The organism is Andreprevotia lacus DSM 23236, from assembly GCF_900176275.1.
Lineage (GTDB): Bacteria > Pseudomonadota > Gammaproteobacteria > Burkholderiales > Chitinibacteraceae > Andreprevotia > Andreprevotia lacus.
The window spans coordinates 113534-127574 of the sequence record NZ_FWXD01000011.1 but is presented as its reverse complement, the minus strand read 5'-3'; the positions used below and the strand labels follow the sequence as shown (position 1 = coordinate 127574).

Below are 14041 nucleotides of genomic sequence, written 5' to 3'. Positions count from 1 at the left end.
AGGAGTGTCACGCAATGTGGTTTACCCGTATCAGCATCCAGAACCCGGTATTCGCCACCATGATGATGGTGGCGCTGATGGTGCTGGGCCTGTTTTCCCTCACCCGGCTGCCGGTTGAGGAACTGCCGGACGTCAAGTTCCCGGTCATCGTGGTCAGCACCGAATACCCGGATGCCGCGCCGGAAATCGTCGAATCGGAAGTCACCAAGCCGCTGGAGGAAAGCATCAACACCATCAGCGGCCTGAACCAGGTGTTCTCGCACACCTATCAGGGGCTGTCGGTGGTGATTGCCGAGTTCGACCTCAATGTGGACCCCGACAAGGTGGTGCAGGACGTACGTGAAAAGGTCGGCGTGGTCTCGCCCACCTTCCGCACCGAAATCAAGGCGCCAACCATCAGCCGCTACAACCCGGATGACATGCCGATCATCTCGCTGGCGATCAGCTCGGACAAGCTGACCCCGCGCGAGCTGACCAGCCGCACCCAGCAATTCATCAAGAAACGCTTCGAAATCATTCCCGGCGTGGGTCAGGTGGCCGTGATCGGCGGCACGGCGCGCGAAATCAACATCAACGTCAAGCCAGAGCGCCTGTCCGCGCTCAAGCTCGGCATCAACGACATCAACGCCGCCGTACAGGCGCAGAATGCCGAGGTGCCGGTGGGCACCGTTGAGGATCACAGCTCGGAAAAAGTCATCCAGATCAAGGGCAGGCTGAAAACCGCTGCCGAGTTCAATCGCATCATCGTCGCGTGGCGCAACGGCGCACCGGTCTACCTGTCCGACGTGGCAACGATACAGGACGGCCAGGCAGAGGAAGACTCGCTGGCACTGGTGAACGGCAAGCGCGCGATCTCGCTCGACATCAAGAAGGTCAACAAGGCCAATACAGTGCAGACCGCCGACGGCGTGCGCAAGGCCATGGACGACGTCAACCGCGAGCTGGCGGCCGAGGGCATCAAGCTGTCGGTGCTGTATGACAACTCGGAGGGCATACGCTCGTCGCTGAAGGACGTGAAGGCATCGTTACTGGAAGGCGCGCTGCTGACCGTGGTGATCGTGTTCTTTTTCCTCGGCTCATGGCGCTCCACCGTCATCACCGGCCTGACCCTGCCGGTGGCGTTGATCGGCACCTTCTACGCGCTCTACCTGTCAGGCTTCACCATCAACGTGATGACCATGATGGCGCTGTCGCTGTGTATCGGCCTGTTGATCGACGATGCCATCGTGGTGCGCGAAAACATCGTGCGCCACACCGCGCTGGGCAAGGACCACTATCGCGCTGCGCTGGACGGCACCAAGGAAATCGGCCTGGCGGTACTGGCCACCACATCGACCATCGTGGCGGTGTTCCTGCCGGTGGGGTTCATGGGCGGCATCATCGGCCGTTTCTTCCACCAGTTCGGCATTACCGTGTGTGCAGCGGTGCTGATCTCGATGTTCGTGTCGTTCACACTCGACCCCATGCTGTCGTCGCTGTGGCACGACCCGCATGCGCAAGGCGGCAAGCGCCCGCTGGGGCGCCTGCTGGACGCCATTGAGCACGGCATGGACTGGCTGGGCGAACGCTACAGCCGGCTGATTACCTGGAGCCTGAGCCACCGCATCTGGGTGGTGCTGATTGCCATCGCCAGTCTGGTGGCCGCGTTTGCGCTGGCGCGTTTCATCGGTAGCGAATTCGTCCCCAAGGCCGACCTGTCCAAGGTTTCGGTCCATTTCACCACGCCGGTCGGTTCGTCGCTGAACTACACCGCGGGCAAGGCACGACAGGTGGAAACCGCGCTGCGCGAGTTCCCTGAAGTGATCGAAATCTATACCACCGCCAACACCGGCGAAGCCCAAGGCAAGAACAGCGCAACCATGACCGTTACGCTCAAGCCCAAGCTGCAGCGCACGCGCGGTCAGGACGAGCTGATCAATCTGTTCCGCGAGCGACTGGGCCGGGTGGCCGGCGTGGACCTGCGCGGCGTCAGCCCGCTGGGCGGCGGCGGCCCGGATGGCAAACCCCTGCAGATTTCCATGCAGGGCCCGGACTTGGACGATCTGCGCCAGCTCTCCAATGCCTTTACCGCCGAACTGGCCAGGATTCACGGCGTGGTCGACATTGATTCGAGCATGCGCGATGCCAAGCCGACGCTGAATGTCGAGGTGGACCGCGAGCGCGCGGCCAGCCTGGGCTTCAACCCGTCGCAGATCGGCAACGCCCTGCGCCCCTTGATTGCAGGCAAGGCAGCCAGCACCTGGCAAGCGCCGGACGGCGAGAATTACGACGTCAACGTGCGCCTGGACAAAGCCGAGCGCACCAATGCCGGCCAGCTGGCCTCGCTTTACCTGACCGGCAACAAGACCGATGCCAATGGCCTGCCGGTCACCCTGCCCTTGTCCGAGCTGGCCACCATCCGCGAAACCACCAGCCCGGTGCAGATCAACCGGCGCGACCTGTTCCGCGAGGTCAACATCACCGCCAACGTGGCCGGCCAGACCACAGGCGAGGTGCAAAAGCAGATCACCGCACTGCAGCAACGCTTCAAGCTGCCTGCCGGCTATCGCTTTGTCACCGGTGGCGACAGCAAGAGCATGGCCGAGTCGGCCGGCTATGCAGTAGCAGCGCTGTTGCTGGGCGTCGTGTTCATCTACATGATCCTGGCCTCGCAGTTCGGCCACTTCCTGCAACCGCTGGCCATCATGACCTCGCTGCCGCTGTCGCTGGTGGGGGTGCTGTTGGCGCTGCTGATGTGGCGCAGCACGCTCAATATCTTCTCGGTGATCGGCGTGATCATGCTGATGGGTCTGGTCACCAAAAACGCGATCCTGCTGGTTGATTTCGTCAACCATCTGCGCCGCGAGGGCATGGCGCGTGCCGAAGCCATTGCCGAGGCCGGCCGCGTGCGGCTGCGCCCCATCCTGATGACCACGGCAGCCATGGTATTCGGCATGATGCCGTTGGCACTGGCGCTGGGCGACGGTGCCGAACAGCGCGCACCGATGGCACATGCCATCATCGGCGGCGTGATCACCTCCACCCTGCTCACTCTGGTGATCGTGCCGGTGGTATTCACCTGGCTGGACGATCTGGGCAGCTGGATCTTGCGCAAGACCGGCCACAAGCCGCGCCAGGCTGAAGCCGACAGTCAGCCGATGCACGGCGAGGTGGATGAAGGATCGGTGCGCCACCCCAGATAGAAGCCAGTCGATACGGGCGCAGTATGGCAATTTTGCGCATGGTTTGAGTTCCGCAGCCCCGGGGCATCGGTTAGAATGCCCTTTCCCCTGCGGTTTACTTTCAGAGAAGGTAGGCGTTTGATGCTTACAGGCAGTCTGGTGGCGATCGTCACCCCCATGTTCGAAGACGGCAGTCTCGATTTCCCGACCCTGCGCAAGTTGGTCGATTGGCATATTGAACAAGGCACCGACGGCATTGTCGCCGTCGGCACCACCGGCGAATCGCCGACGGTCGATGTGGAAGAACACATCGAGATCGTCCGCGTCATCGTCGAGCAAGCAGCCGGCCGCGTGCCGGTGATCGCCGGCACCGGCGCCAACTCCACCAAAGAAGCCATTGCGCTGTCGCAGCGCGCCAAGGATGTCGGCGCAAGCTATGGCCTGTCGGTGGTCCCGTACTACAACAAGCCGACGCAGGAAGGCCTGTACCTGCACTTCAAGGCCATCGCCGAAGCCGTCGATCTGCCCACGCTGCTGTACAACGTGCCAGGCCGCACCATTACCGATCTGTCCAACGACACTGCACTGCGTCTGGCCGAGCTGCCGGGCATCGTCGGCATCAAGGACGCCACCGGCAACATGGAACGCGCTGCCGATCTGGTCAAGCGCGCGCCGCAGGGCTTCACCCTGCTGTCCGGTGACGATGCCTCGACACTGGCCTTCGTGCTGCAAGGTGGCAACGGCGTGATTTCGGTCACCGCCAACGTGGCGCCGCGCGAAATGCACGATCTGTGCGTCGCTGCCAGCACTGGCCGCATTGCCGAGGCACGCGCCATCAACGACAAGCTGCAGGGGCTGCACAAGCACCTGTTCGTCGAAGCCAACCCCATCCCGGTCAAGTGGGCACTGGAAGCACTGGGCCGCATTGGCCCGGGCATCCGCCTGCCGCTCACCCGACTGGCCAATGCCAACCAGGGCGTCGTGCGTGAAGCACTCGCTACGGCCGGTCTGCTCTAAACAGCGCGTGCCTGTCTTCACTCCTGCTCAATAGCAAGCGATTCGACACCGATGAAAACCATGACCCGTTTGACCACCCTGGCCCTCGTGCTGGGCCTGGCTGCCTGCAGTACCGATCAACTGATGCTGCAACGCAAGGTTGACTACCGCTCCGGCAGCGACAACACGACGACAAATTCGCTGGAGGTGCCGCCGGATCTGACAGCGCCATCCAGCAATGCCAATTACACGGTCCCGGCCAAGTCGCTGTCGACCTATCAGGCACCTGCCAGCAGCACCGCCTCGACCAGCGTACTGCCGATCGACGGCAACGCACGCTTGGTACAGGAAGGCAATCAACGCTGGCTTGAAGTCAAAGGCTCACCAGAAAAGGTGTGGCCACAACTGCGCGAATTCTGGCTGGACAACGGTTTCCTGCTGAAGGTCGACAATCCGTCCATCGGCATCATGGAAACCGACTGGCTGGAAAATCGCGCCAGCCTGCCGAGTGACTGGGTCACCAAGATGCTGCGCAAGGTGGCGGACCGCTTCATCTCCACCGGCGAGCTGGATAAATACCGCACCCGCGTCGAGCGTGGCACAACGCCAGACACGACCGAAATTTACCTGACTCACCGAGGCATGGTAGAGGTGTTTGCCGATGGCACGACCGAAACCAAGGCCACCGGCAAGAACGCTGAAACCCAGACCGTATGGACCCCGCGTCCGTCCGATCCTGAGCTGGAAGCCGAAATGATGGCCCTGCTGCTGCAACGCTTTGGCATGAGCGAGGGCCAGGCCCAATCTACCGTGAAAAAGCCGGTGGTACAGCAGGCCCGCGCCGCGCTGATCGACAGCAGCCAGGCGCTGGCGGTGTATGACGACTTCGACCGTGCATGGCGCCGTGTCGGTCTGGCGCTGGACATGAGCGGCTACGTTGTTGTGGACCGTGATCGCAGCAAGGGCGTGTATTACGTGCGCCGCGCCGATGCCGATATCGCACAGGAAGAAAACAGCAGCTTCTGGTCCAAGCTCAAGTTCTGGGGTGACAACGGCGACGGCAAGGCAGCAGGCAAGGCAGCCAAGCCCAGCGAGTTTGAAGTCAAACTGGCCAGTGCGGTGAACCAAACCAGGCTGACCGTATCCGGTCGCGATGGCAAGCAGGCCGACAACGCCACACAACAAGCATTGCTGAGCGCACTGCTGAGCCAGTTGAAGTAATCCGGCACGCCCGGAAAGAAAAGGGACGATCTGCGGGTCGTCCTTTTTCATGTTCGCAACAATCACGTACCGATACTGGCTGCCCAAGCAGGCGGCTTTGGGTCAGAATGAGGTCAGTCCATTGCCAGCCGGAGACCCACATGGCCCGCCAGCCGCACACCCTGACCGACCGCATTGCCCTGGGACGTGCCAGCCGCAAGCAGCTGCAACGCAGCGAACATGACGACATCGGCCATGTTCACCGCGACCCACTGGCCCTGTTGCGTGCCAACAGCGCTGGCCGCGTAGAGGGACTGGTGCCGCTGCGCTATGGCCGCATGCTGGCATCGCCCTTCACCTTCTTTCGCGGCAGCGCCATCCTGCAGGCGCACGATCTGGGCAGCAGTGCCAGCACCGGGCTGTGCGTGCAATTGTGCGGTGACGCGCACCTGTCCAATTTCGGCGGTTTTGCCACGCCCGAACGCAACCTGATTTTCGATCTCAACGATTTCGACGAAACCCACCCCGGCCCGTGGGAGTGGGATGTAAAGCGGCTGGCCGCCAGCCTGGTGGTGGCATCACGCCACCTGCGCCATGGCGAAGCCGCCGCACAGGAGGCGGCCTACACCGCCGTGGCCAGCTACCAGCAACGCATGGCCGAGTATGCACAACTGGGGATGCTGGAGGTCTGGTACGAGCGCATCACCTTCGAGCGACTGCTCAAGGTGGTCGACGCCCCCGAGGCGCGCAAGCGTGTGAAGGCGGGCATGAGCAAGGCTGGCGGACGCACCCACGAGCAGTTGTTGCCCAAGCTGGGCAACGAGAAGCATGGCCAGTGGACGATACGCGATGCACCGCCCGCAGTGTTCCACATCCACGGCAGCAGCACCCTGTTCGGCGCCGAAGACGACTGGCTGCGACTGGGCAGCGGCGATGCCATTATCGGCAAGCTGTACAAGGATTACGTGGGCACTCTGAGCGCCAACTACCGGCAGTTGCTCAGCCAGTTCGCGCGGCATGACATGGCGTTCAAGGTGGTGGGCGTCGGCAGCGTGGGCACGCGTTGCCTGATCGCGCTGATGGTCGATGCGCAGGGCAAGCCGCTGTTCCTGCAGTTCAAGGAAGCACGCCGCTCGGTGCTGGCCGACTACGTGAAGGTAAAAAGCCCCTATCAGCATGAGGGGCGGCGCGTGGTGGATGGCCAGCGCCTGATGCAGGCCGCCAGCGACATTTTTCTGGGCTGGACCAGCGGCCCGTCGGGTCGGCATTTCTATGGCCGCCAGTTGCGCGATATGAAGCTATCGGCCGACATCGAGCTGTATGACGCGCATCTGCTCAAGGAATACGGCAAGGTATGCGGCTGGGTACTGGCGCGCGCCCATGCCAAGGCCAGCGGCATGGCGCCGGAAATCAGCGGCTATATCGGCAGCAACGACAGTTTTGCGGAAGCAGTTGCCCGCTATGCAGCACGTTATGCCGATCAGGTAGAGCGTGATTTCGAGCACTTTGCCAAGGCCTGCCGCAGCGGCAAGGTCGAGGCGCGCACCGATCAGGATTACGCGGCGGATTTCACCGTGTGAGCGGCTGGCCCTTGCGGCCAGCCATCACATTCCTTGTGGCGGTTTACTTCGCCGCCTTGCGCGGGTGTTGCAGCTCGAACAACGACACCCAGCGCTCATCGCGCTTGCAGTAGCTGGCATTCACCCTGTCCTGCTGCGCCTTGGCCTTGATGTTGACGCGCACGCTGCGGCACGGCAGTTTTTGCTGCTGCACCATACGTTCATAGCTGCGTGTCGGCGTCAGTGTCACGGTGAGTTTGTGCGGATTGCTGCCCTGCAAATTGTCCCAGCTGCGCGTTTCGCCATCGGCAGCCTGATCGAGCGTAGTGTCGAGCAACTCACGCAGTGCCGGCACTTCGTCTTTCTGCAGTTTGAGCAGCGGCGAGTTGGCGAGGAAAGTTGCGCCCTGCGCGGCGCACAACGAGGCCGACGCACTCAGCGCCAGCCCGACAATCAGCAAGGAAATACGCAAGGGGGTTCTCCGGTTGGGGCAGTCCGCTCAAGCATGGCTTGCGGCAGTCTGCTTGTCCAGCGCAGGAAATACCGCTTGCTCGACCTCGGCGGGATCGACCAGTGTCCTGCAGCGCAGGAACAGCTCGTCCGCCTCGGGGTAAATCTTGCGCAGATAGGCCAGCCACTGCTTGAGGCGGCCGGCACGGTGCTTGGGCAGGACTTCGGGTTCGACTTTTTCCCAGAACAACGGCAGCAAGGGCGCAACCTCGCTCCAGCTTGCGTCACCCTCGCCTTTCGCCGCGCGCGCCAGGCCCGGTGCGGCCACCATGCCACGCCCCAGCATGATGTCGTCACAGCCGGAGACCGTACGACAGCGCTGGAAATCGCCCACCGTCCAGATTTCGCCATTGGCGATCAGCGGAATATTGATCGCCTCACGGATGGCAGGCAGCTCTTCCCAATAGGCCGGCGGGCGATAGCCATCGGTCTTGGTGCGCGCATGCACCACCAGCTCGGCCGCACCGGCGGCCTCGATGGCCTGTGCACATTCCAGCTTGCGACTGCGGTCGGTATAACCCAGCCGCATCTTGGCCGTCACTGGCAGGTGCGCCGGCACGGCACTGCGTACAGCCGCCACAATCGCATGCACGGTTTCCGGCTCGTCCAGCAGCACCGCACCACCACGATGACGGTTGACGGTCTTGGCCGGGCAACCAAAGTTCAGGTCGATGCCCAGCGGCCCCAGCGCCGCCAGCTTGGCCGCGTTCTCGGCCATGCACACCGGGTCCGACCCCAGTAATTGCACGCGCACCGGCACGCCGGATGGCGTGCGACTGCCATGCAGCAACTCGGGCGCAATGCGATAGAACGTCTTGTTGGGCAACAAGGTGCCCGATACACGCACGAACTCGGTCACGCACAGGTCCACCCCGCCCAGCCGGGTCAACATGTCGCGCAACACATGGTCGAGCAGCCCCTCCATCGGGGCCAGATAAATCTGCACCTTGTATCCTGACCTGCAAGCAAAGGCGCGATTCTACTCCAGTGCAACCCGGCCGTATCGAGCAGGCGACGATTGACAGCGTACGATCGTTCACCTTAAGCTGAGTGAACGAATGTTCTGCGCGAGCACACCATGGGCAACCCGAACCGCGACAACGAATACCTGGCCAAGCTGCAGGATTACTACGCCGATTACCGCATCCTGCCCTCCTACGCCACCATCGGCGAGCTGCTGGGCATGGCCTCCAAATCGGCCGTATCGGCGCTGGTCAAGCGGTTGACCCTGGCTGGCTATATTGAAATGACGCCGGAAAAGCGCCTGGCCCCTACCAAGCGTTTTTTCGAGCGCGAACTGGCCGACTTCAACGTGCCGGCCGGTCTGCCCGCCGCCGCCAACGATGCGATGAGCGAATCGCTGTCCATCGACGAATACCTGATTCCGCGCCCGTCCACCACCATCATGGTGAAAGTACGCGGCGATTCAATGATGGATGCCGGCATCTACGACGGCGACATTGCCATCGTCGAAAAACGCCATGCTGCCGGCGTAGGCGACATCGTGATTGCCATTGTTGATGGCGAATATACGCTGAAGGAGCTGGCGCGCGACAAGCAAGGGTATTTGTTGCTGCCGCACAATGCTGCCTTTCAGCCAATCCGGCCGCGCGAAGGACTGGAAATTTTTGGCATCATGGTGGGCTTGATCCGCAAATACCGTTGAGGAAACTGAGCATGTCCGATCCGCAACAATCGCCGCTGGGCAAAGCCGTCAGCTACATCACCGAATACGACCCTGCCCTGCTGTTCCCGATTCCGCGCCAGGGCAAGCGCGACGAAATCGGCCTGACCGGCACCCTGCCCTTCATGGGCGTGGATATCTGGAATGGCTACGAGCTGTCATGGCTGAACGCGCGCGGCAAGCCACAAGTGGCCACCGCCGTATTCCAGGTGCCCGCCCAGAGCGCCAACATCATCGAATCCAAGTCGTTCAAACTCTATCTGAACAGCTTCAACCAGACCCGGCTGGACAATGTCGAGGCTCTGGCCACCCTGCTGCGCGACGATCTCTCGCAAGCCGTGCAGGCACCGGTACAGGTTGAGCTGTTCGAGCCGGAGCGCTGGGCCGGCCTGAAGTTTGCCGAGCTGGATGGCTACAACATCGACAACCTCGATATCGAGGTGGAGACCTACAGCCCGCAGCCCGGCCTGCTCAAGTGTGACGAAGCCGACGCACCGGTGGATGAAGTGCTGGTGTCCAATCTGCTCAAGTCCAACTGTTTGGTCACCGGTCAGCCAGACTGGGCCAGCGTGCAGATCCGCTATATCGGCCAGCCCATCAACCGCGAATCATTGCTGCGCTACCTGATCTCGTTCCGCAACCACAACGAGTTTCACGAGCAGTGTGTCGAGCGCATCTTTACCGACATCCAGCGCGACTGCAAACCGATCAAGCTGGCCGTCTACGCCCGCTATACCCGCCGTGGCGGACTGGACATCAACCCCTACCGCTGTAATTTCAACGCCCCTGCACCGACCAATCTGCGTACCGCCCGGCAGTAATCGAAGAGATTGCTTGTGGTGGCAGATTTCGCCCGCACCTGAGTGTGGGTAAACGAATCAGGAGCAACACATGGCACAAGCAACTCTGGCAGGCGGCTGTTTTTGGTGTCTGGAAGCGGTTTTCCAGCGCGTACGCGGCGTGGATCAGGTGGTATCCGGCTATATGGGCGGGCACACCGCCCATCCGGATTACCGTGCAGTCTGCGGCGGCGACACCGGACATGCCGAGGTGGTGCAGATCAGTTATGACGACAGCGTGGTGAGCTTCGATAGCCTGCTGGACGTTTTCTTTACCATCCACGATCCCACCACCCTCAACCGGCAGGGTAATGACGTCGGCACACAGTATCGCTCGGCCATCTTCTGCCATGATGCGGCGCAACAGCAGCAGGCAAACGCCAAGGTGGCCGAGTTGACGACTGCACATGCTTTCAACGCACCCATCGTCACCCAGATCGTGCCACTGCAGACCTTCTACCCGGCCGAGACATACCATCAAGACTATTTCAACCGCAATCCCAACCAGCCCTATTGCATGGCTGTGGTTGGCCCCAAGGTGGGCAAGCTGTTGAAATATCATGGCGAACTGAGCCAGTAAGCCTTTGCCGGCGCCCTTCCTTTCCAGTGGAAGGGGGCCGGCTTTCCCCTCCGGCCTCTGCCGTGCATCCGGGCATGGTCCCGCCATACATTTTACCCCACATCTCACGCTGCCACTCGGCGGAAACTTACCCGGTCCTACATAGCATTCACGCCACTCCACCACATGGCTGTCTCTCCCTGTCATGCACTTCATTGACAGCGCTTTCATAATCAGGATAGTTACATACCGGCCGCGCACGAACCGCCTGCAATGCGGTGCACGCAGCGGCCGTTCATAAATAGAGGAGACAACCATGTTCAACCGCAATACCCTGCTTGCCTTGATCGCAAGCATGGCGGCGACGTGTGCATTCGCCGCACCGGCCTGGCAGCCGGATGTCTATTACACCGCCGGCACCGTGGTCAGCTACAACGGCCACGACTACCGTGCACTGGTCAACCAGACTGACTACAGCAGCACCGGCTGGAATCCGGGCAATGCATCGCTGTGGACCGATCTGGGCCCGAGCAGCGGCGTGACCACCGTGCCGACGGCCACACCGGTGCCCACCACCCCGCCAACCGGCGGCCCGACCCCGACCACTGCGCCAACACCCACGCGCGCGCCGACTACGCCGCCCACCGCCACCCCGGTGCCGGGCACCGGCTGCTATGCCACATGGAACAGCAGCACTGCCTACAACGGTGGCGCTCAGGTGAGCTACAACAACCGCAACTACACCGCCAAGTGGTGGACACAGAACAATATTCCATCGTCCAGCAATGGTGATGGCCAGCCGTGGACCGACAACGGCCCCTGCGGCGGCACGCCGTCGCCCACGCCGATCCCGACCGTCACCCCGACGCCGGGCGGCCCGACACCGACCCCGGTGCCACCGGGCAGCCGCATGTATGTGGGTTATTCCAGCACCTGGAATACCAGCATCTATGACCTGAGCACGGCCAACATTCCCAACTATTTCACGCACATCAACCTGGCGTTCGCCAAGCCGGATACCGCGTATGTGAAGGGCTCGTACAAGTTCGACCAGTCGGTGGCCGGATTCGAGTTCGTCGAGGGTGCCAGCACCAACGCCGGCCAGAAAACCTTTACCGCGCAGCAGGCGCAAGACCTGCGCAACATCATTGCCGCATTGAAGGCGCGCGGTACGCAGGTGTGGGTGTCGATCGGTGGCTGGTCCTACAGCCAAGGCAGCAGCTGGGCCAACTTCAACGCCGCGCGCGTGGTCGATCTGGTGCAGGACCTGGGTGCATCCGGCGTCGATGTGGACTGGGAAACCGAAGGCGCCCAATGCAACAAGGGCGATGCCAGCAGCTTCAGCTGCAATACCGATGGCCAGATCGCCAACATCATCAACACGCTGTATAGCGAAATCCACAACCGCGGCGCCAATATCGGCATCTCGGTGGCAGGCTGGTCGACCGGTGCCTATTACGTGAAGGGTAGCCCGTTCGAAGAAGGCAAGGTGCAGTGGGGTTCGCCGTTCGGTGGCGTGATGTACAGCGTAGTGAAGAACCAGGGCAGCAAGATCAGCCACATCAACCTGATGTCGTACGATGGCGGCGATTACTACGACCCGCGTGAAGGCTATGAATCGTACCGCGCGATTTACAACGGCCCGATCAATATGGGCATGGAAATCGCTCCGGAAGGTGCGGGCGGCGCAGTGCTCAAGTTGAACGACGGTGGCGTGCAGTACGATGCAGACATGCTGACCGGCCAGAACAATATGGCCACGGCGTACTACAACGTGCAAACGCTGGTGAAGTACATCAAGAACAAGGGCAAGCCCAATGATGGCTTCATGATCTGGCAAATCTGGAAACAGCGCGTCCACCAGCCAGCCCCGGCCGGTGCCGCAACAGAAAACACCGCTGGCCAATTCGTCTGCTACAACCTGCCACTGGTAGGTAACTGCAGTGATGTACTGCCAACACTGCCCAAGCTGACACCGTAATCAGTCAGAGAGCAGTGGCATGAAAAAACCCGGCAAAGCGCTGCTTTGCCGGGTTTTCATTTTATCAGCACTAGATAACGTGCCAGTGCAGCAGGCCCCACAGCACAGCCACCGCAAAACCAGCTGCCAGCAAATCATCCAGCATCACACCAAAGCCGCCGGGCACGCGTTCGTCAAACCAGCGGATCGGCCACGGTTTGACGATATCGAACAAGCGGAACAGGCCGAAGGCCAGCAGCCAGCCCAGCCAGGTAACCGGCACATAAGCCAGCACCAGCCACATGGCCACGATCTCGTCGATGACGATGCTGCCATGATCGTGCACACCCAGCGCCTTGCCGGTCTTGTCGGCCGCCCACCAGCCCAGCAGGAACACCGGAATGCACAGCAGCACGATCTGCAGCGGCGTCAGCGCAAGCATCAGCAGTGCGTATAACGGCAGCGCCGCCAAAGTGCCCCAGGTGCCCGGCGCCTTGCGTGGCAAGCCACTACCAAAGCCCAGCGCGATGAAATGAGCCGGGTGGGCAAACAGAAAGCGGCGATCAGGATGCAGGATGGCAGGCATGGTATCCGCGCGGTCAGGCCGCGAAATGGTCAAAGCCGCGTGCACCGGCCAGCAGCGGGCTGCCGTCGCCGGCACGGGCGTGCACGCCTTCGCCAGCCGTGATGCGGCCGATACGGGTCAATGGCAGGTCCAGCTCTACAGACAGGGCCTGCAAGGCGGCACGTTGTGCAGTCGCGGCGGTAAAGCAGAGTTCGTATTCGTCGCCACCGGTCAGCACGGCCTGCTGCTGCATGGCCAGCGGTAGATTGATGATGGCGGGGTCGACGGGCAGCTGGAGCCAGTCCAGTTCAGCCGCAACGCCGGATCGCGCTGCGATATGGCGCAAATCGCCCAGCAGACCATCGGACACATCCAGCGCCGCATGGGCAATGCCACGCAAGGCACGGCCGAGCGCGACTCTTGGTGTGGGCATATCCAGCCGCTCGCCACAGCGGGCCTGTTGTTCGGCAGAGAGCACAATGCCCTGCCCGGCCAGCTTGCCACTGCGCGCCAACACCGCCACCGACGCAGCACCCAGCACACCGGACACCCAGATATCGTCGCCGATCCGTGCGCCATCGCGCCGCAGCGCCTGGCCCGGCTCGATCTCGCCGGCAATCTGCACCGCAATGGTCAGCGGGCCGCGCGTAGTATCGCCGCCCACCAGCTCGACGCCATGCAGATCGGCCAGCGCAAAAAAGCCGGCACTGAACGCCGCCAGCCAAGCTTCATCGACGGCTGGCAAGGCAATGGACAGCGTGCACCAGCTCGGCTGTGCACCCATCGCGGCCAAGTCGGACAGATTGACCGCCAGTGCCTTGTGGCCCAGCCGATAGGGATCGACATCGGGAAAAAAGTGGCGGCCGGCCACCAGCATGTCGGCCGAAATGGCCAACTGCCGGCCCTGTGCCGGCGCGAGCAGCGCGCAATCATCGCCCACACCCAGCACGGCGCGCTGCGCCGGGCGGGTGAAGTAACGACCGATCAGCTCGAACTCGTTCACGCGCG

General features: G+C 62.1%; 12 protein-coding genes. 8 read left to right on the top strand and 4 right to left on the bottom strand.

The features are described 5' to 3' along the window. The first annotated feature begins 14 nt into the window (after positions 1-14). From B9A19_RS11025 to B9A19_RS11010, 4 genes are all read left to right on the top strand, one after another. Positions 15-3182 (top strand): efflux RND transporter permease subunit, encoded by a 3168-nt coding sequence (locus B9A19_RS11025; RefSeq protein WP_084090847.1) that lies wholly within the window; start codon positions 15-17, stop codon positions 3180-3182. A 120-nt stretch (positions 3183-3302) separates the two neighbouring features. Then, positions 3303-4178: a 4-hydroxy-tetrahydrodipicolinate synthase gene (gene dapA / locus B9A19_RS11020; protein ID WP_084090846.1), complete on the top strand. Its 876-nt coding sequence runs from the start codon at positions 3303-3305 to the stop codon at positions 4176-4178. Between the two features lie 60 nt (positions 4179-4238). Further along, positions 4239-5378: an NlpB/DapX family lipoprotein gene (bamC, locus tag B9A19_RS11015; RefSeq protein WP_176216886.1), complete on the top strand. Its 1140-nt coding sequence runs from the start codon at positions 4239-4241 to the stop codon at positions 5376-5378. A 140-nt stretch (positions 5379-5518) separates the two neighbouring features. Continuing rightward, a complete protein-coding gene (locus B9A19_RS11010; RefSeq protein ID WP_084090844.1) occupies positions 5519-6937 on the top strand; it encodes a DUF2252 domain-containing protein in 1419 nt (472 codons plus the stop codon). A 43-nt stretch (positions 6938-6980) separates the two neighbouring features. On the opposite strand, the gene B9A19_RS11005 is transcribed toward B9A19_RS11010, so the two are convergent. Both B9A19_RS11005 and B9A19_RS11000 read right to left on the bottom strand, forming a co-directional pair. Then, positions 6981-7388, bottom strand: coding sequence for a hypothetical protein (locus tag B9A19_RS11005; protein ID WP_139798781.1), 408 nt, complete (start codon positions 7386-7388; stop codon positions 6981-6983). A gap of 27 nt (positions 7389-7415) precedes the next feature. Beyond that, positions 7416-8351, bottom strand: a complete 936-nt coding sequence (locus B9A19_RS11000) for a tRNA-dihydrouridine synthase (protein ID WP_084090880.1) — start codon at positions 8349-8351, stop codon at positions 7416-7418. A 153-nt stretch (positions 8352-8504) separates the two neighbouring features. Here B9A19_RS11000 and B9A19_RS10995 point away from each other — a divergent pair, with 153 nt between their 5' ends. From B9A19_RS10995 to B9A19_RS10980, 4 genes are all read left to right on the top strand, one after another. After that, positions 8505-9092 carry a LexA family protein gene (locus B9A19_RS10995; protein ID WP_084090842.1) on the top strand — a complete coding sequence of 196 codons (588 nt, stop codon included), beginning with the start codon at positions 8505-8507 and terminating at the stop codon, positions 9090-9092. 11 nt (positions 9093-9103) lie between these two features. Beyond that, positions 9104-9931 carry an NADPH-dependent 7-cyano-7-deazaguanine reductase QueF gene (gene queF, locus B9A19_RS10990; RefSeq protein ID WP_084090841.1) on the top strand — a complete coding sequence of 276 codons (828 nt, stop codon included), beginning with the start codon at positions 9104-9106 and terminating at the stop codon, positions 9929-9931. A 70-nt stretch (positions 9932-10001) separates the two neighbouring features. Beyond that, positions 10002-10529, top strand: a complete 528-nt coding sequence (msrA, locus tag B9A19_RS10985) for a peptide-methionine (S)-S-oxide reductase MsrA (protein WP_084090840.1) — start codon at positions 10002-10004, stop codon at positions 10527-10529. A gap of 295 nt (positions 10530-10824) precedes the next feature. Beyond that, positions 10825-12489, top strand: a complete 1665-nt coding sequence (locus tag B9A19_RS10980) for a carbohydrate-binding protein (protein WP_084090839.1) — start codon at positions 10825-10827, stop codon at positions 12487-12489. Positions 12490-12559: 70 nt separating this feature from the next. On the opposite strand, the gene B9A19_RS10975 is transcribed toward B9A19_RS10980, so the two are convergent. Beyond that, positions 12560-13054 (bottom strand): phosphatidylglycerophosphatase A family protein, encoded by a 495-nt coding sequence (locus B9A19_RS10975; protein WP_084090838.1) that lies wholly within the window; start codon positions 13052-13054, stop codon positions 12560-12562. 13 nt (positions 13055-13067) lie between these two features. Continuing rightward, positions 13068-14036 (bottom strand): thiamine-phosphate kinase, encoded by a 969-nt coding sequence (thiL, locus tag B9A19_RS10970; protein WP_084090837.1) that lies wholly within the window; start codon positions 14034-14036, stop codon positions 13068-13070. Positions 14037-14041 lie beyond the last annotated feature (5 nt).

Bases quoted from the DNA above. Each gene is read 5' to 3' on its own strand.
- B9A19_RS11025 (WP_084090847.1), top strand. From the start codon at position 15: ATGTGGTTTACCCGTATCAGCATCCAGAACCCGGTATTCGCCACCATG.
- dapA (WP_084090846.1), top strand. From the start codon at position 3,303: ATGCTTACAGGCAGTCTGGTGGCGATCGTCACCCCCATGTTCGAAGAC.
- bamC (WP_176216886.1), top strand. From the start codon at position 4,239: ATGACCCGTTTGACCACCCTGGCCCTCGTGCTGGGCCTGGCTGCCTGC.
- B9A19_RS11010 (WP_084090844.1), top strand. From the start codon at position 5,519: ATGGCCCGCCAGCCGCACACCCTGACCGACCGCATTGCCCTGGGACGT.
- B9A19_RS11000 (WP_084090880.1), bottom strand. From the start codon at position 8,351: ATGGAGGGGCTGCTCGACCATGTGTTGCGCGACATGTTGACCCGGCTG.
- B9A19_RS10995 (WP_084090842.1), top strand. From the start codon at position 8,505: ATGGGCAACCCGAACCGCGACAACGAATACCTGGCCAAGCTGCAGGAT.
- queF (WP_084090841.1), top strand. From the start codon at position 9,104: ATGTCCGATCCGCAACAATCGCCGCTGGGCAAAGCCGTCAGCTACATC.
- msrA (WP_084090840.1), top strand. From the start codon at position 10,002: ATGGCACAAGCAACTCTGGCAGGCGGCTGTTTTTGGTGTCTGGAAGCG.
- B9A19_RS10980 (WP_084090839.1), top strand. From the start codon at position 10,825: ATGTTCAACCGCAATACCCTGCTTGCCTTGATCGCAAGCATGGCGGCG.
- B9A19_RS10975 (WP_084090838.1), bottom strand. From the start codon at position 13,054: ATGCCTGCCATCCTGCATCCTGATCGCCGCTTTCTGTTTGCCCACCCG.